Origin of the sequence: Paenibacillus sp. GM1FR, from assembly GCF_002803315.1 — a bacterium.
Classification (GTDB): Bacteria; Bacillota; Bacilli; order Paenibacillales; family Paenibacillaceae; genus Paenibacillus; species Paenibacillus amylolyticus.
On record NZ_MKZL01000013.1, the window covers coordinates 1 to 18,453 of the forward strand.

At 46.6% G+C, this 18,453-nt stretch carries 19 protein-coding genes, 1 rRNA gene and 1 other annotated feature; all 20 genes read right to left on the reverse strand.

Annotated features, from left to right (window positions below):
- Window positions 1–387: ribosomal RNA gene (locus tag PAEAM_RS12225) — 16S ribosomal RNA — on the reverse strand; the annotation flags it as partial.
- A 550-nt stretch (window positions 388–937) separates the two neighbouring features.
- A complete protein-coding gene (locus PAEAM_RS12230; RefSeq protein WP_100527737.1) occupies window positions 938–2,560 on the reverse strand; it encodes a LysM peptidoglycan-binding domain-containing protein in 1,623 nt (540 codons plus the stop codon).
- Window positions 2,561–2,755: 195 nt separating this feature from the next.
- The gene (ilvE, locus tag PAEAM_RS12235; protein ID WP_100527738.1) at window positions 2,756–3,640 is read right to left on the reverse strand and encodes a branched-chain-amino-acid transaminase; all 885 of its coding nucleotides are present in this window, start codon (window positions 3,638–3,640) and stop codon (window positions 2,756–2,758) included.
- A gap of 148 nt (window positions 3,641–3,788) precedes the next feature.
- On the reverse strand, window positions 3,789–4,661 hold the full coding sequence (pheA, locus tag PAEAM_RS12240; RefSeq protein ID WP_100527739.1) for a prephenate dehydratase: 873 nt from the start codon (window positions 4,659–4,661) through the stop codon (window positions 3,789–3,791).
- Window positions 4,658–5,626: a homoserine kinase gene (thrB, locus tag PAEAM_RS12245; protein WP_100527740.1), complete on the reverse strand. Its 969-nt coding sequence runs from the start codon at window positions 5,624–5,626 to the stop codon at window positions 4,658–4,660. The genes pheA and thrB overlap by 4 nt, the downstream gene beginning before the upstream one ends.
- Window positions 5,623–6,693, reverse strand: a complete 1,071-nt coding sequence (gene thrC, locus PAEAM_RS12250; protein WP_036605915.1) for a threonine synthase — start codon at window positions 6,691–6,693, stop codon at window positions 5,623–5,625. The genes thrB and thrC overlap by 4 nt, the downstream gene beginning before the upstream one ends.
- 115 nt (window positions 6,694–6,808) lie before the next feature.
- On the reverse strand, window positions 6,809–8,095 hold the full coding sequence (locus PAEAM_RS12255) for a homoserine dehydrogenase (RefSeq protein WP_017692626.1): 1,287 nt from the start codon (window positions 8,093–8,095) through the stop codon (window positions 6,809–6,811).
- A 58-nt stretch (window positions 8,096–8,153) separates the two neighbouring features.
- Entirely contained in the window at window positions 8,154–8,591 is a 438-nt protein-coding gene (locus PAEAM_RS12260) for an ACT domain-containing protein (RefSeq protein WP_017692625.1), read from the reverse strand.
- Between the two features lie 229 nt (window positions 8,592–8,820).
- Complete coding sequence (gene obgE / locus PAEAM_RS12265; protein ID WP_036673545.1) at window positions 8,821–10,131, reverse strand: GTPase ObgE; 1,311 nt, start codon at window positions 10,129–10,131, stop codon at window positions 8,821–8,823.
- A gap of 17 nt (window positions 10,132–10,148) precedes the next feature.
- Window positions 10,149–10,946, reverse strand: a complete 798-nt coding sequence (locus PAEAM_RS12270) for a Spo0B domain-containing protein (RefSeq protein ID WP_017692623.1) — start codon at window positions 10,944–10,946, stop codon at window positions 10,149–10,151.
- Between the two features lie 90 nt (window positions 10,947–11,036).
- On the reverse strand, window positions 11,037–11,348 hold the full coding sequence (gene rpmA, locus PAEAM_RS12275; protein WP_017692622.1) for a 50S ribosomal protein L27: 312 nt from the start codon (window positions 11,346–11,348) through the stop codon (window positions 11,037–11,039).
- Between the two features lie 23 nt (window positions 11,349–11,371).
- Window positions 11,372–11,701, reverse strand: a complete 330-nt coding sequence (locus PAEAM_RS12280; protein WP_047841180.1) for a ribosomal-processing cysteine protease Prp — start codon at window positions 11,699–11,701, stop codon at window positions 11,372–11,374.
- A gap of 14 nt (window positions 11,702–11,715) precedes the next feature.
- Window positions 11,716–12,027, reverse strand: a complete 312-nt coding sequence (gene rplU / locus PAEAM_RS12285; protein WP_017692620.1) for a 50S ribosomal protein L21 — start codon at window positions 12,025–12,027, stop codon at window positions 11,716–11,718.
- A gap of 14 nt (window positions 12,028–12,041) precedes the next feature.
- Window positions 12,042–12,126 (reverse strand) — a sequence feature (ribosomal protein L21 leader region).
- Between the two features lie 56 nt (window positions 12,127–12,182).
- Window positions 12,183–13,433, reverse strand: coding sequence for an Rne/Rng family ribonuclease (locus tag PAEAM_RS12290; protein ID WP_100527741.1), 1,251 nt, complete (start codon window positions 13,431–13,433; stop codon window positions 12,183–12,185).
- A gap of 106 nt (window positions 13,434–13,539) precedes the next feature.
- Window positions 13,540–14,400 carry a M50 family metallopeptidase gene (locus PAEAM_RS12295; protein ID WP_036605910.1) on the reverse strand — a complete coding sequence of 287 codons (861 nt, stop codon included), beginning with the start codon at window positions 14,398–14,400 and terminating at the stop codon, window positions 13,540–13,542.
- Entirely contained in the window at window positions 14,393–15,244 is an 852-nt protein-coding gene (locus PAEAM_RS12300) for a M23 family metallopeptidase (protein WP_100527742.1), read from the reverse strand. Before PAEAM_RS12300 ends, PAEAM_RS12295 begins: the two co-directional genes overlap by 8 nt.
- 149 nt (window positions 15,245–15,393) lie before the next feature.
- Complete coding sequence (minD, locus tag PAEAM_RS12305) at window positions 15,394–16,188, reverse strand: septum site-determining protein MinD (protein ID WP_017692616.1); 795 nt, start codon at window positions 16,186–16,188, stop codon at window positions 15,394–15,396.
- A 3-nt stretch (window positions 16,189–16,191) separates the two neighbouring features.
- Window positions 16,192–16,854, reverse strand: a complete 663-nt coding sequence (gene minC, locus PAEAM_RS12310; protein ID WP_017692615.1) for a septum site-determining protein MinC — start codon at window positions 16,852–16,854, stop codon at window positions 16,192–16,194.
- 74 nt (window positions 16,855–16,928) lie between these two features.
- A complete protein-coding gene (gene mreD, locus PAEAM_RS12315) occupies window positions 16,929–17,462 on the reverse strand; it encodes a rod shape-determining protein MreD (RefSeq protein WP_091037552.1) in 534 nt (177 codons plus the stop codon).
- Window positions 17,462–18,334: a rod shape-determining protein MreC gene (gene mreC, locus PAEAM_RS12320; protein ID WP_100527743.1), complete on the reverse strand. Its 873-nt coding sequence runs from the start codon at window positions 18,332–18,334 to the stop codon at window positions 17,462–17,464. Before mreC ends, mreD begins: the two co-directional genes overlap by 1 nt.
- Between the last annotated feature and the right edge of the window lie 119 nt (window positions 18,335–18,453).

Below are 18,453 nucleotides of genomic sequence, written 5' to 3' on the forward strand. Positions count from 1 at the left end.
CCATTGCGGAAGATTCCCTACTGCTGCCTCCCGTAGGAGTCTGGGCCGTGTCTCAGTCCCAGTGTGGCCGATCACCCTCTCAGGTCGGCTACGCATCGTCGCCTTGGTGAGCCGTTACCTCACCAACTAGCTAATGCGCCGCAGGCCCATCCCCAAGTGACAGATTGCTCCGTCTTTCCAGTTCTCTTCAGGCGAAGAAAACAATTATTCGGTATTAGCTACCGTTTCCGGTAGTTGTCCCAAGCTTGAGGGCAGGTTGCCTACGTGTTACTCACCCGTCCGCCGCTAACCATCCGAGAAGCAAGCTTCTCTTCAAGTCCGCTCGACTTGCATGTATTAGGCATGCCGCCAGCGTTCGTCCTGAGCCAGGATCAAACTCTCCAATAAAGTATTGAAAAGAGCGATAAGCTCATTTTGAATCTGACGAGATTAAAAATCTCATTTGTGCTCCAGTCGATCCAGGCCAAGGCTTGTCTCAAACTTTCGCGTTCATTCTGCAAGCAGAATGTTTACTCACTCGTTGTTCAGTTTTCAAAGATCAAACTTGTTTTGTTATCTCTTGTGTTTCCCGTGTCAGCACTGCGTTTCAGCGTCGACTTAAATAATATATCATACGGCTGAATGTAATGCAACAGTTTTTTTCATTTCTTTTCTTTAGTAGTTTTACATTAGCTAAAGCTATCATATCTGTACCCTATCTTGTCCTATCAATCATATTAGGTCATGCTCATAGGGTACAAATATTTTAACACATTTATGAAAGGGTTTACAATAACTTCTTAATAAAATGCTTTCTATTATTTCCTGAGCAACTATATCTCCGTTATGTGCAACTCAATGTTTACTCAGGTAAGCGGGAAGCCAGCTCTCTATTACAGAGCTGGCTTCCCGCTTATATAACAGGCACCTCACTTATTCATCAATCGCAATCTCCAGGTTAGTTCTGTATCCATGGATTACGACGCTTTTTATCGGATTTCCGTTGGCTGGAAGTAGCTGCACCCTCTCTGGACGGTTTCCCGGACACGGACACCTTGGATTTGCTCTTCAGAGGAGCCTTGCTTGTTCTGCGCTTTGCAGCGGCCGGCTTATTCCCCGCTTGCTTAGACTTCCCTTCCGAATCTGATCCAACCTCTTCAATTGCTACCTGACTTAAGTTAGCGTCTTCACGCCCCCCTTTTTTTCCACCCTTCCCTTGCCCCTGAGGAGGATACATTTCACCAAATGCTCCAAGCGGGGACGGGGGAACCATGTTCTGAGTAGGGTACGGATTCTGATAAGCATACTCAATAGGCTGGTTTGGCATCGTTGATGTGGACATTTCAGGCGGCATACCGTACGAAGGACCATACATATTCCAAGCCGGATCCTGATAACCAGGAGAAGGATAAGTATACTGAGGCATATGTGTATGTGAGCCACATCCGCATGGAGGGTACGGAAGCATTGAGTATGGAGATATGAAAGGCGGCTGATGATTCATATGACTAGGTGCTACATACGTTGGGAATGGACTATTCACTTCGCCAGCTGGCGCAATCGGAAATGAGTTGTTTTGCATTTCTGCGGACAGATTCGGCATAACGTTATTGTGGTTATAACCCTGCTCCGCGCCAGTCCACGGACTGTTAGGCAGATCACTGCCACCATAAGGACTAACTTCCGGAATCCCTGGAAACGACGCATTGTTACTCGCTCCAGCCGTGTACATGTCTTGCTGAGCACCATACACCTCTTGTACAGGAACCGGGATTTGAACATAAGGGTGCTCGGCTGGCGCATGATGCAACTTATTACCACAACCACAAGGCTTTTTCGTTGCTGGTGCAACCTCAGTTGGAGACTTTGTGTTAGGCATTACAGGCAAAGGCATAATTTCAGGCGAAAGATTAGGCATTGTGTATTTCTTGGATTCTGCTACCGGTTTTACATAAACTTCGGGTTTAACCTCTTCTTTTTTATGCGTTTCCTTTTCGGGTTTCACTTCAGGAAGCTCCGGTAACTGCGGCAGTACCTCCAGTTCAGGCTTCACATTCGGCTTCTCCGTATTGGCTGGTGGTGGAGCAGGGACCGGAACAGGAACCTCTGCTACCGGAGCAGGGGGAGTTGGCGCTACTGGAGCCGGTTGTTCCGGTTCTTTGACTCCCGTGTATTCCTTACCTTCAGGTGACAACTTTTCATGAGCAGCAATGTTGCCGGCACCCGAATTAGATGTGCTGTTTCCTTGTGCGTGCATAGATGGAATATAAACTGTCTCCCCCACCAGCAGAGCGTTCGGATTTTTCAACTGTGGATTGGCATTGACCATATCTTTTAAAGGAACTCCCCAGGCTTGTGCCAACTTCCATAACGAATCTCCTTGCTGTACCTTGTGACTGTGGAGCAAACCCTCCGGTTTCGGTGTTACTGGCTCTGCAGGGATTTTAACCTTCATGCCAATATCCAACTTGTCGGGATTTGTGATTTGCGGATTAGCCGCGATCAATTTGTCCAGCGCTACATTGTATTTTTGGGACAGCAGATATAATGTGTCGCCTTTTTTCACCATGTGTATTTTCACAGGGAACTAACCTCCTAGACGTCATACTTGGGCAGTACATTCGCCCATACCGTTACTACATCCTATGCAGAAACCGGGCTAATGACATCAACTAAACAAAAAAAATCCTCCTGTCTCTAAAATCCCCATACACCAGGTATGCAGAATTTTATCGGACAAGGAGGATTCCTGTTCCCTATGTTATGCAATTCTAACTTAAGATTCCCACACTTTATATCCATCTTTGTCAACAATCTGACGGAATGCTTCCAGCAGTCTCAGCGTTACCGGACCTGCTACTCCCGTGCCAATTGTTCTTCCATCGACTTCATATGCAGCGATAACTTCTGCAGCTGTCCCGGTGAAAAAGACTTCGTCTGCGATATACACATCATGCAGGGTGAATGGCACTTCTTTTAATTCAAGCTCCAGTTCGCCACATAGATCGATAATCGCTTGACGTGTAATCCCTTCAAGTGCTCCGAGATAACAAGGCGGCGTGTACACTACACCATTTTTGATGATGAAGATGTTATCACTTGAACCCTCAGTTACGTAACCTTGGGAATTCAGCATAATTGCTTCACCAGCATCTGAATAGTTAGACTGGATTTTAACCAGGATGTTATTCAGATAGTTTAACGATTTAATTTTTGGATTCAACGCGTCTGGGATGTTCCGGCGTTGGGATACCGACACGGCTTTCAATCCAGTAAGATACGCTTCCTCCGGATAGATCGCCAATTGCTCCACGATGATGATTACGGATGCCTTAGGGCAACGTAACGGGTCCAACCCCAGATTACCAGGGCCACGCGATACAATAAGACGAATATAACCATTACGCATATCATTGCGGCGCACCGTTTCAGCCATGACTTCCAGCATCTCATCAATGGACAGCGGAATGTTCAAACTAATGGATTTTGCCGAATCATACAAACGATCCAAGTGGGCCTTACATCTGAAAATATTTCCGTTATAGATCCGAATACCTTCAAAAATCCCGTCTCCATACAAAAATCCATGATCATACACTGAAACGGTTGCGTTCTCCTTGGTCACATACTGACCATCCAAATAGATCCATTGTTCTGCCACTGATGACTGCACCTCCATAAAATATCCATTCCCTGTACTCCGAAACGTTATTAACCCGTCCATTGTACACCAAATGACAAGCCATTACTCGCTCATTCTACCCCGACTTATGACAACCTTCTAACATTCCCAAACACCATCAGGTCAATTATCTCGAAGGATATGTATAACAAGGATAGCTACCCAGAACGCGCACCTGACAATTCAATGCTTCAATCTCTGCCATGGCTGCGGTAAGCAATACCGAATCGACCGTTTCCACAACATCAATGTAAAAATAGTAACTGCCCAATCGTTTCTTCGTTGGACGAGATTCGAGACGGGTCAAGTTCAGCTTCCGCCATGCAAAAGCCGACAATACCTGATGTAACGCACCTGGTGCATCTTCTGGCAACGTCACCAGCAAGCTGGTTTTTACATGATCCGGTTCACGCGGAATGTCCACAGGTTCATGGCCGATGAGCACAAAACGGGTATAGTTATTGTCATGATCTGTAACCCGTTCAGCCATAATGTCCAGACCATGCTTCTGAGCAGCAAGTTTGGTACCGATTGCTACCCAGCCCTTACCCGGATTTTTTTTTACAATTTCTACAGCTTCGGCTGTACTGTTCACACCTTCAAGCTCCGCCCCAGGCGAATGCAGCCGAATAAAATTCTGACATTGCGGAATAGCCACAGGGTGAGACATAATCTTGGTGATTCTACCAAAGTCATACTCGCCGCTCTCCGTCTTAAATTCCGAGCCATGTCCAATGACATTCTGGATGGATGGGTATACCCACTCCGCTTGCATTGGAATGTCGACTTCATTCACAAGCCAGTCCATATGCAGACTAACGGAGCCTTCAATGGTATTTTCAATCGGAATGACACTGTATTGTGCAGTCCCGCTATCCGTTGCTCTAAACACATCCGAAATCAGCTTGGAGTGAAGCAAATCTAACGGTTCACCGTTAAAAAGGAAATCAATTGCTTCATGGGAAACTGAGCCTTCAGGTAATACTGCAATTCGTTTCATGCATTAACTTCCCCTTTGATTCTGTCCAGAAAAGGACGTTCGTCTTGATCAGGCAGCACGGTTACACCGTCCAAATCCGGATCGAGCCACAGTGCAGAAGCAGATATACCCTCCCGCTCCATCGTGTCCAGCAAATATTGTTCCAATCCCGCTTTCCGGGTGTCATGACGATCTACCAAAGTCAATACGGTTGGTCCGGCTCCGCTCAGGGCAGCTCCCAAAGCTCCATGATCGACAGCATGTTCCAATATCTCAGCCATGCCTGGCACCAATGATGCCCGATATGGTTGGTGAATTCGATCTGACATCGCCTTCTGAATCATATCCAGTCGTCCACTCGCCAAAGCGGCAACGAGTAGTGAGGATCTGCTAATATTATGCACCACATCAGACATGCCAAATTGCTCTGGAATCACATTCCTTGCTTTTGAAGTAGACAGCTGGAATTCAGGTACAATAACCAAAGTCTGCAGATCCTGGTGTGGTTCAATACGTATATGATCTACCTGTTGACCATTCCATGCAGCCGTAATAATACCGCCATACAGAGATGCTCCCACATTATCAGGATGCTTCTCTAGGGATGTGGCCATATCCAGAAGCTTCGCATCGGATAAGGGAGCACCAATTAATGCATTCGCTGCTGCCAATGCACCAACGATGGCTGATGCACTACTCCCGAGTCCCCGCGTAAGCGGAATATCGGAATACATGGAAATCTCGAATTCAGGGATGGATACCCCAGCTTCATTGAATACCATCTGTGCAACTTCGTAAATCAAATTCGATTTGTCTGTTGGCAGGCCTGTCAAATGATTGCCGTGAAGATGAAATGACGTCTGCTCGGCAGGTTTCATTTCCAACCAGGCATACAAAGACAATGCCATGCCCAGGGTATCAAACCCCGGACCGAGATTGGCTGTGCTTGCAGGTATTTTTACGGTTACCTTTTCACGCAAACTCATACAGATTGCTGCTCCAGTTGTGCAATAGCCGCCATTACTGCTTCTTCCGTATCTTCAACAACAAGTGGCTCAGTCGCTACTGTTTTGATCGCAATATTAGGATCTTTCAGGCCATTACCTGTCAGTACACAAACTACAGTCTCTCCGCCTTTAAAGTACCCTTCACTCTTCAGTTTGTATACACCGGCAAGGGAAGCCGCAGAAGCAGGTTCAGCAAAAATCCCTTCCCGAGAAGCAAGTGTACGATACGCTGTCAGGATTTGTTCATCCGTTACATAGTTGATCTGTCCACCAGATTCCTCAGCCGCAGCTACTGCCGTTTTCCAGCTCGCCGGATTACCGATTCGAATTGCTGTTGCTACCGTTTCAGGTTCAAGGATCGGCTCACCTTTGACTATGGCCATCGCACCTTCTGCTTCGAAACCAACCATACGTGGAAGCGTGTTGGATTTACCTGCCTCTTTATATTCTTTGAAACCTTTCCAATAAGCCGAGATATTTCCCGCATTACCGACTGGAATAGCCAGAACGTCAGGAGCTTCGCCAAGTTGTTCAATTACTTCAAACGCTGCTGTCTTCTGTCCTTCAATCCGGAACGGATTCACAGAGTTTACAAGCGTGATCGGATGTTTGGCTGTGATCTCACGCACAATCTCCAGTGCACGGTCAAAGTTACCATTGATCGCAATCACCTTAGCTCCATAGATCATGGCTTGGGCCAGTTTACCCAGTGCAATGTTGTTATTCGGGATCAGTACGATACAATTGAGGCCACCACGTGCGGCATAGGCCGCTGCAGCTGCTGACGTATTACCTGTGGATGCACACATGATCGTACGGCTGCCCTCTTCCATAGCTTTGGCAACAGCCATAACCATACCGCGGTCTTTGAAAGATCCCGTAGGGTTCAAACCTTCATACTTGAAATAAACATTCAAACCGAGTTCCTCAGACAGATTCTCTGCATGAATCAACGGTGTATTTCCTTCCTGAAGCGTAAGCAGGGGTGTATTTTCATTAACTGGAAGGTGCTCTCTGTACGTTTGCAAAAGTCCTTGATATCTCATTGTGGGTAAACTCCTTTATGTTTTAATAATCTGAAATGATGACCTGTTGAACCGGATATGATTAACTTGTACGTTATAACTGAAATAATTGAGATGCCGTATGGGATACGGACAATTATCCTTCGACCCGGTAGACACTCTTAATGCGGCGAATGACGCTGAGTGATTCAAAATGTTTTAACACTTTATCCATGCTTGCCTTACTTGCGTTATGTGTAACGATAATGATCTCGGCATCCGGGTTGTGCTCATTTGGCTGTTGAACAACCGACGCCAGACTGACATCATATTCTGCAAAAATTTGTGTGATTTGTGCCAATACACCGGCTTTGTCGTCTACATGTAGTAAAATAAAGTTTTTCGACACGATCTGCTCGTCGCTTTGTAGTCGCTTAATCTTATAAGGAACAATTGCTTTGAGACCGTTCACGCCAAGTTTAAGGTTTTTGGTAACCGCCACAATGTCAGCTACAACCGAAGTTGCCGTTGGGAGTTCTCCCGCACCCGCACCGTAGAACATCGTCTCCCCTACAGCTTCACCGTGTACATATACTGCGTTGAACACACCGTTGACTGAAGCAATCGGGTGATTCTGTCTAACCATAGTCGGCTGAACGCTGATCGTGATCTCATCGCCAATACGGTCCGCAATACCAAGTAATTTCATCTCATAGCCCAGTCTTTTGGCATACATAATGTCTTCACGAGTTACGGAGGATATTCCTTTAACGGTTACATCCTTCAACTCCACATTGGTACGGAAACCGAGTGTACTCAAGATCGCCATTTTGCGAGCTGCGTCAAGTCCCTCCACATCGGAAGTTGGATCCGATTCGGCATATCCCAGAGCCTGTGCTTCAGCCAGTACTTCTTCATAGGATGCACCTTCCTGACTCATTTTGGTCAGAATAAAGTTCGTTGTTCCGTTCACAATCCCCATAATGCGGGTAATCCGATCAGAAGAGAAACCTTCAATCAGCGTACGAATGATCGGAATCCCTCCAGCAACACTCGCCTCATAGAACACGTCACATTGTTTTTCCTGTGCCTTCGCCAAAATCTCTGTACCGTGCAATGCCATGAGATCTTTGTTTGCTGTTACGATATGTTTCCCACGTTCCAATGCTTCAAGAATATACTCCTTCGTCTGATCAATGCCGCCCATGACTTCAACGATGACATCAATATCCGGATGACGAATGACTTCCCAAGGATCTTCCGTAAGTTTGGCACGGTCTACAGCAATAACACGTTCTTTCTCTGTATTTTTCACTGCGATCTTCTCGATGACAATCGGCGATCCAACCTGACTGCTCAGATCCTCCTGATTCCCTTCCACAATGCGAACGACTCCCGTTCCGACAGTTCCCAGACCCAACAATCCGACTTTTACTGGTTTCACTAACGATCTACCCCCTAATGTCTATTCTTGTCTGTCAGTCCTGTATGTTAAAGCCTAATTAACCTTGGCCTACAATACGCGTGCGTCTTACTCCAGGCATATCTTGCATTCGATCCAGCATTTCACCAATTTCGCCATGAAGATGTGTCGTTTCCACCGAAATGACAACATTGGCTCTTCCCTGAAGCGGGATACTCTGATTAATCGTGAGTACATTAGCTCCATAACCAGCTACATGTCCAAGCACACGAGACAAGATACCCGACTGATGCTCCAGATCAATGGAGATCGTTACAATCCTCTCGCGCTCAAGCTGGTTAATCAGATGAATTCCATCTTTGTACTTGTAAAAGGCACTCCGGCTTAATCCGACCTGTTCAACCGCCTCATGCACTGTTTTAACATCACCAGAAGCCAGTAGTTCTTTTACCTGCATGGTCTTCACCACTGCCTCTGGTAAAATATCTTCTCGTACTAAGTAATAGCGTTCGTTCACAGAACGTCCTCTCCTCAAAGACTCATGTATTCATATAGTGGACATTATATAGGATCTATGACAAAAGGGCAATACATGACACGCCTATTTTTTGAAATACGTTCCTCACAGTATACAAGTTTATCCCTCTCCCATGTCAGGAAAAAACAAAAAAAACGCAGAGTTGCGGGTCAACTTCCCACTTCTCTGCGTTCCTATATAGATCTCTCTCTTCACGGAAGACGACTACTTAGTAGTAACTGCTGCCTTCCACGAATTCGAATTCAAAGTCTCCAATACGAACGATGGTGCCTTCTACAGCTCCGCGCTTACGCAACTCAGCATCCACACCCATATAACGCAGTGTACGTGCGAGTTTCAGTATAGCCTCGTGCGAGTTCAGTTGCATCCGTTTCATCATGCGGTCAATCTTGGCACTTTCGACAACGAACATTTCATTCTCACGCACAATTTTGAAACCATCGTCTTCTTTTTTGTCCAGACTATATACTTTACGTTCAGATACATCTGCTACCTCTTCAACCACTCGCTCGTCTGGAGCCTGATCCAGCAGATCAGCTGCACGATACAGAAGTTCTTGAATCCCTTTACGAGTCAAGGATGAAATTGGCATCACTTCAATATCAGGTTGAACTTCACGAACTTGCTGTAAAAATTGCTCCAGGTTCGCTTCAGAGTCTGGCATATCCATCTTGTTAGCTGCTACAACTTGCGTTCTCTCGGCGAGAAGCGGATTGTACAACTTCAATTCGTCATTGATTTTCTGCCAGTCTTCAAAAGGATCGCGTCCTTCAGAACCCGACATATCTACGACATGAACAATAATCCGAGTACGCTCGACATGACGTAGGAACTCATGTCCCAGTCCGACACCTTCATGCGCACCTTCAATCAGTCCAGGCAAATCGGCCATAACGAAGCTCCGGCCTTCTCCTACACCGACTACACCCAGATTCGGTGTAATGGTTGTGAAATGGTATGCACCGATCTTTGGCTTGGCTGACGAAACGACAGAAAGCAATGTAGATTTCCCGACACTCGGGAAACCAACCAGACCAACATCTGCCATAACTTTCAGTTCGAGTACGATGTAACGCTCTTGTCCTTCTTCACCATTCTCGGCAAGTTCAGGTGCAGGATTGTTCGGTGTAGCAAATCGGATGTTACCTCGTCCGCCCCGACCACCACGAGCAATAACAACCTGTTGACCGTGACGTGTCATATCCGCCAATACTTCTCCACTGTCTTCATCCAAGATAATAGTTCCTGGTGGAATGCGCACAATCATGTTCTCCGCGTTTGCACCATGCTGACTTTTGTTACGTCCCTTCTCACCACGTGGGGCCTTGAAGTGACGCTGGTAACGAAAATCCATCAACGTACGCAAACCTTCATCCACGCGGAAAATGATGTCAGCTCCTCTGCCTCCATCGCCCCCGGCAGGTCCGCCGTTTGGTACATACTTCTCACGACGGAACGAAATAATTCCGTCCCCTCCGTCTCCGGCTTTTACATAAATCTTCGCTTTATCTACAAACATTGGTTAACCCCTTCTTCCTATATTCCACACGGCATTCTGAATTGTATAAACGTATCCTCAGACGGAAACTGCTCCGTTCTGACTTTTTTTCCTTTGAGTACGGCAGTAAGCTGCCGCAGTGTTTCCGGATCGGGTGTTTGATCCCCATCCAGTCGGACAACCACATCTCCATGATCCTGTCCGAAGTTTAAGGTCAGTTTGCGAACCTCTCCCCAAGAAGACCGGCCGCCGCCATATTGATAGGCCCTGATTGCATCCGCAATCGCCCCGGTAAGTGACTCGCCATCCTCGGGAGAGACCAGAGCACTAAGCTGCAACTCATCTTCTATTTCCACATGCAATTCCAGCGCAATTCCACTGGCGCGAAAAGACTGAAGATAAAATACGAGGGAAGGAATACCTAATCTAGAGATTCGGCTTTCTTCTGTAACCCGCTCTTTTATTCTTTCCACACATTGCAAGGATTTATCAAGTTTGCCCAGCCGAAGATATCCATATAACACCTGAAGGTCGTTCATCCAGTCGTGTCGATGATGATTTAATGAAGCAATTGCTGTTTTTTCCATAGATTGTATGATGGCTCTGCGTTCCGCCTCCGCCTGTTTCTTCATCGCATTCACAGAAATGAGCAATACTGCGACGGACCACAATGCGCACACGACGCTTGAGATCATCGCCGGATACAACATAACGAAAACCAAAGGAATCAGAAGTGAACATGCCGCAATCCACGGCACTCTTTTCCAAGATTTCATGGCTTCTCCCCGTTCTACAAAACTCGGTTGGTCTACACCCACCGTAACCAAGTATAACATGTCTTTTCTGCCAGTTCATTATCGAATAACCGTTGAATACAAAAAACCTTCGGCAAAAATGCCGAAGGCTCCTTAGGCGGAATGCCGATATTACGCTTCTACTGCTGCTGCTACAGGAGCAACATTAACAGGATAGATGCTTACTTTTTTGCGGTCGCGTCCCCAACGTTCGAATTTTACAACGCCGTCGATTTTCGCGAACAAAGTGTCATCTTTACCGATGCCAACGTTAGTTCCTGGGTGAATTTTCGTTCCGCGTTGGCGAACGAGAATGCTACCACCAGTTACAGTTTGACCATCAGCACGTTTAACACCCAGACGTTGAGCATTACTGTCACGTCCGTTCTTCGTGGAACCTACACCTTTTTTCGATGCGAATAACTGAAGATTTAATTTCAACATGATTGGTTGTCCTCCTTCTTTGATTATTTGAATTGCTGTATTTTAATATACTTCCCGTATGACTCTGCAATATTAGAGAGCATAACCACCATGGATTCGAGTAACAATTGTACCTGGGACCAAGTTTCCCCTCTCCCTAACAAAGGTAAAGAACCACTTAAAAAGCCATTCTTCATCTTGGCATCCATTTCGACACCGGTCAATGTTTCAATCGAGTTCACCGTACCCACTGTAACAGCGGATACCCCGGCACATACGATGTCTTCTCCCCGCTTGGCAAAATTAGCATGCCCTTCAATGGAAAAACGTTCGATGTTCCCGTCCTCATCACGAAAGATTTGAACGATAATCACTTATCGCACCTTCTTTACGCTTTGATTGTTTCGATAGTTACTTTAGTGTACGGTTGACGGTGACCTTGCTTCACATGGTAGTTCTTTTTAGGTTTGTATTTGTATACGATAACCTTTTGTCCTTTGCCATGTTTCTCCACTTTAGCCGTTACAGTAGCTCCAGAAATCAATGGTGTACCTGCTGTCAAACCTTGATCGTTAGATACAGCCAGGACACGGTCGAACGTTACGCTTTCGCCATCGTTCGCAGTCAATTTCTCGATGAACAGAACATCGCCCTCTTGGACTTTGTACTGTTTGCCGCCTGTTTCAATAATTGCGTACATTTGCCTTGCACCTCCTCATGTCTCAGACTCGCCCGTTCTCAGGTGACAGTGTCCTTGCGGAACTGTTCTTATACCCGTCCAGTGCGGTTACAGCATGTGCAAGACCATTAGGCTAAACACATACTTGAAGATTATATCACGCAATATATCAAAAATCAATGCAATGGTGAAATATATCTTTTTCCCGTACCATGACAGGAAGAACACGGCTCCACATAGGGCAACGTACTCTCTTCCCGCACTTTCTTACGGGTAAGTTCGAGCAAACCCAGCTTGGTCCAACCCATTACAAACGCTTTGGTCCGATCCTTCTTGAGCTCACCCTCCAAGGTTGCTGCGACTTCATGCCGATTCGATGCTTCCTCCATATCAATGAAGTCGACAATAATCATGCCACCGATATCTCGCAGGCGCATCAGACGAGCAATCTCCACTGCTGCTTGTATGTTGGTCTCTGTCACGGTCTCTTCCAGACTGTCACCGCCAGCTCCCGTATATTTGCCTGTGTTCACATCCACTACAGTCAGAGCTTCGGTATGATCAATGACAATGTATCCGCCTCCGGGCAACCACACTTTCCGGGCAAAATCCTTATTCAACTGTTCCTGCACACCATAGGCAGCAAAGATCGATTCTGTTCCCCGATACACCTGTACTTTGGGTTGATGACCAGGACTAATCTCTTCGAGCAATGCTTTTACTTCACGGGCTTGTCCTTCACTATCAGTGATGACTTCGTCACTCCCTGGCGTATACACATCTCTGATGATTCGCTGTACCATGCTATGATCCCGATGCAAGAGGCTTGGTGAAGGCAAACTGTCCGCTTTTTCACGAATCAGATACCACTGCGCGCGTAATGTTTCCAAGTCCGACTTAATGGCTTCATGCTGCTCTTCTCCAGATACGGTCCGAATAATAAGTCCTTCTTCATCCCGCCTCAGTTGCTCCCCAAGTGCCTTAAGACGGGAACGATCCCCTTCACGGGCAATTTTCTTGGATACCGCTACATAGTCAGCAACAGGCATGTAGACAAGCCAACGGCCCGGGAGTGAATAATGAGTCGTCACCCGGGCTCCCTTGCCTCCTACCGGTTCTTTCAGAACCTGAACAATGACTTCCTGACCCGGACGAAGCAACTCCGAGATGGAAGGCTTCACCTTGGGCTGTTTCTCCAGATGGGGATGCAACACATCGTCCACATAGAGGAACGCATTCTTTTTCTGACCAATATCCACAAAAGCAGCTTGCATACCTGGTAACACATTCACGACCCGTCCCTTGAAAAAGGAACCCAGCAGTCCACGATCACGTGTACGCTCTGCCGTAAATTCCACAGCTTTGCCTTCTTCCAGAAGCGCCATTTGCATGAGGTTATGTTTATTATGTACTATCATTTGTTTCATGGCTTCACCTCTAGAAGACAATTCAAATCATCCACATCCATTTCAGTATCTTTTCAATTCTCATTGTACATATATTAACCCATTTCAGAACAGGTCCACCAGAACACTACAATTTATTACCATTTTGTTGAAAATAGGAACCGATAATCCGTTGCTCAGGCAATACGGCCATAATTCGACCCTGTCTGTTCATCACGTATACCATATGGTATCTTTCTCTCTTTAATAGACGCAAAATAGTGTCCAAAGGTTTCGCCGGAAATGAGATTATCGGCTGCGCCAAACTGCCAGTAGCCGCGTGACGAGCAAACGCACCTTCCCGATTCATGAGAAAACGGATGAAGCGATAGGGCACATTTCGGTAATCCGTTACGTTGGAATAGAATAAAAAAAGGCCGATTAACAGAATGTTGAGCGGTAGGCCGTAGTCTCCAGTAAACCATCGGCTGATAGCATATAAAATAACCCCTACGCTACACAGAATGCTAATTCTGTAAGTCCACATTAATGTTGTATAGTAAGGTGCCCACAGACTGACAAGTGCCTGAACAACTTTACCTCCGTCCAGAGGAAGTACAGGCAGCAGATTAAATAGGGCAATGAGCAGGTTCCCCTGAATGATATAGTTGAGAAATACCGGATCGCCCAGATTGCCATACTGCAACAGCATAACCACGCCAACCATCAGGATGTTTTGTAATGGACCAGCCAGAGCAATCATGATTTCCCGGTAGGCCGTGATCGTACCTCCATCTTCGATAACCGCAACTCCTCCAAAAGGAAGCATCTGGATCGACAAGACACGATAGCCCAGAAGTGCTGCCGCCGCAGCATGTCCACATTCATGAATGAACACGATGGCAAACAACGTAATAAGCTCAATAAAATGTCCAGTCAGAAGGGAGGCCATCATGATAATTACAAAAAACGGATGAAACGTAATATGGACTCCCCACACCCTAATCAAGGGCAACAACTTCCGCCGGGTCTACGTACTCCTCCCCCTCTTTGACTGCAAAATAGAGCGTAGCCGGTTGTTCACCACCCTTAGCCTTGAGACTCCCCACTGGATTCCCCGCTTCCACCCAATCATTCACGCTCACTTCACTTTCGTTCAGCCGACCGTATATTGCCGTGACATTGCCTGTATGTTGGATGACAACTGTGAATCCACTTGCTGCATCTCCGATAACCTCCATGACACGCCCAGCATCAGAACTTGCGACCTGTATAAGTTCTGCACCTGCGGCATCCGGTACGATCTCAATTCCCTTCATGCTCAGCGCGAATGGCTGAACCACTGTGCCTGAGATCGGTTTGCCCAGTAACTGCCTTACTTTCAATCCGTTCACAGCATCCGTCGTATGTCCAAGGACCGGAAGAAACGAAGGCGTTCCTCCAAAATGCCGTTCATACCAAGCCGCTGCTGAGGCAAAATCCATATCCCGATGGAGTGCATCCGCAATTACTGTTTTGGGTGATGTCGTCCACGATGTATCCAACTGAAATAGACCCCATACTCCGCCAAATATCAAAGCGCTAATAACCGTCCGTTTGAGAAGTGACTTGAACAGGTTGAATCTCGAATGCCCCCCTGGAACGAAATGACCATTCTCTTTTTTCCACAACCATTCCGGATCTCTTTCCTGTGTCCCCTCACTAGGCGGCGTAAATGGTTTTGGGTGTATGATCTCATTCTTGTCCAACAGTGAACCTAATTTCTGCTCCTGTAAGACCTCCACAGTTGCACCATCCATCAGTCGCCGGATACGTTCTTCTCGTCTCTGCTTGATTCTGAGTTTCGTGTTCATGGAATGTCCTCCCGCCGAGGCTTGTTTACTACATCCTATGAAGAGGTGGTTGATAATATGAACAAGCCTGCCCGCAGGTAACAAAAAAAGCCGGGCTATAAGCCACGGCTGTCATGTAATCAGATAATGAATAAGTCCATTTAAATGAGTTAACCCATTCCCAAGAACTTTTTGAAACGAGTGAAAGCTCCCTTTTTCTGCTCCAGCTGCATTAATGGGACCGTATCTCCCAGAATGCGTCGTGCAATGTTGCGATACGCAATTGCCGCAAGTGAATCCGGATTCATGACCGTAGGCTCTCCTGAATTGGCCGCTTTGATGACCAGTTCATCATCAGGCACGATGCCAATCAGGTCAATATTAAGTACTTGTAAAATACCATCGATATCTAACATGTCACCCGATTTAACCATATTATTACGAATTCGATTCACCACCAGCTTTGGTGATTGAATGTGCGAACTCTCCAGCAGGCCGATGACACGATCCGCATCACGTACTGCAGCATTTTCCGGTGTAGTGACCACGATGGCCTGATCTGCTCCTGCTACCGCATTTTTGAAACCCTGCTCTATGCCGGCTGGGCAATCAATAATGACGTATTCAAAATCTTTTTTCAATTCAAGGATAATATCCTTGACCTGTTCTGGCGACACTGAGTTTTTGTCTCTCGTCTGCGCCGCAGGCAACATGTATAATTCTTCGAAACGCTTGTCTTTGACCAAAGCCTGATTCAGACGGCAGCGGCCGTCCGCAACGTCGCACAGATCGTAAATAATACGGTTTTCGAGTCCCATCACGACATCCAAATTACGAAGGCCGATATCGGTATCTACCAGACAAACCTTTTTGCCGAGCAGCGCCAGCGCTGTCCCGATGTTTGCCGAGGTGGTTGTTTTACCCACGCCGCCTTTACCCGAAGTGATCACGATCGCCTCTCCCATGAGCTACACTCCTTTAAACACATTAAAATCTCGGCGTAACCGAACGATATTGCTCATTTTGTCTATCTGCATCTGATTGTCCTGTAAGTAAGCAAATTCCATTCCGGTCTCTCGGCTCTCCCATTCATCGGGAGGACGACTGATGATATCCGCAATCCGTAGCTGCGTCGGTGCAAATACCGAAGCGGCAATAATCGCTTCCTCGTCCCCGCCAATTCCGGCATGAGCCATACCTCTGAGTGAACCCAACACATATATATCTCCGGTACACGTCACTGTGCCCCCCGGATTGATATCCCCAAGAAACAGGAGATTTCCTTCATGATGAAGCACCTGACCTGAACGCACCATACCACACATGGTTACAATCGGCGGTGGTCCTTTAACCTCCGGTTGGAGTGCAGGTGAGTCGATGGATCGAATAAGCAGATTCCCTTTTTGCTTCAATATATCGAGGATTGCTTCTTTCTGGTCCTCTGTCACTTCGCGGGCACCCAACTTGATATCCACATGAACAATCGGTCCGGTCAAAATATTTTGATGGCTGTGTTCCAGCTTATAGCGGAGCTCATAGAGCAATTCCTCGAATTCACATTGATCGTCCAACAGGAAAACCAGGCCGTCTCGGATGCCTTTAATCGTTACGTGATTCGATTTTACCGTCATAAGCCTGTCCCTCCCATCTCATTACATTTCGTGCCCGGGGCCCCAAGTTCCTGCTTTGCGCTCCATAAATGTATTTAGGAAGCTTCTTCTGTCTTGCTCCGTCTCTTGCCGATCCGCTCCAGTTGTTTCCGAAGCGGGACATAAATGATCAAGGCAAACACAAAATGAATGAACAAATTAGGAATCATGTATTCAATCAACGCCCAGTCAAAGGTCACGTGGTTAAGTTGGAAGAGCTTGTACAGGAAAAATAGCATGGTGTCATTAAGCAGACTTCCCAAAATGACAACCGATACCATAACCGGCAGTGGTGCACGCGGTGCTTGAAAAATGAGTCCCATCATATATGCCGATAATCCCATTGAGAATCCATAAGGTCCAATCATCTCGCCGTAGAATACGACGTCATGCAATAGTCCAAAAAATATACCGAGCACTAGTGCCGTGTGCCGATGATGATATACAGCGATAAACAAAATTACGATATAGACCAGATTGGCAGAAATACGCATGTGCCAGCCAGAAGGGATGAGCAGCGGCAAAATTGTGCCTTCCGCAATGAACAAAACGAATAGTAACAGGAACAAAACTTGCTTGCGCGTTACCATTATTCTTTTACCTCAGGCGGGATAATGACAATCAGCTCTTTCCAGTCAAGGAAGCTAGCATATGGTTCGATAATCGCAGTCCTTGTTAAACCGTACTCCCCAACTTCGACCTTCTCCACTTTCCCAATCCGCATGTACTTCGGAAAATTGTTAATAATTCCGGAGGAGATAATCTCATCATCCTTTTGGATATTAGAATCTTCTGAGATTTTAGTCATCTTGAGCATGCCCGTCTTCGGATCGTAGCTTTCAATCATACCAAACACTTTCTCTTTACCTACTGCCGTTGCTGCAATGGCATTGGATGTCGGATCATTGGCGTCCATGGACGTTAACAGATTAACCGTTGATGTATATGAGCTGACATGACTGATCACGCCGACCAGCCCTTCCTGGGAGGTAACGGCCATCCCCGGCTTGATTCCCGCATTTTCACCGATATCAATGTTAATGGTTCTGCTATTTGGATCCGAATTGGCACTGATAACCTGAGCAATTCGTGAACCGTAATTATAGCGATTCTTCTGTTCTTCTGTGAAATTGAGCGCTTTCTGAAGCTGCTCATTCACTTGCTCCATATCATTGTACTTCAGCCGATCCCGGGTATAGTGACCCATCGCGATGCGAAGCTCTTCATTCTCTTCATATACCGTACGCATGTTCGCTACATCTTTGAAAAAGCCCGCTACATAGGAAGCGGGCTTGTAAAATACGTATTGTACAAATCCAACTGAATCCTTCAGGAATTTCTCCGGCCAGGATAGAGTGGTTCGCGGACTGAGCGTAAAGCCCATTAACGCGATAAATGTAACAAGGCCCACCAGCAAAACAAAAAGTCTTTTGTTGCCTAGCAGTTTAAACAGTTCGAACACCCTCTAACATCCATATTCTCTTCCGAGCCATGCCCGGCGGGGAGACTGTCAGACCTGTAGTCCCTGCGAGAATATCAGCCGATCCTCCCCTGTTAAGCGGGTAATAGCTCATCCCCGGG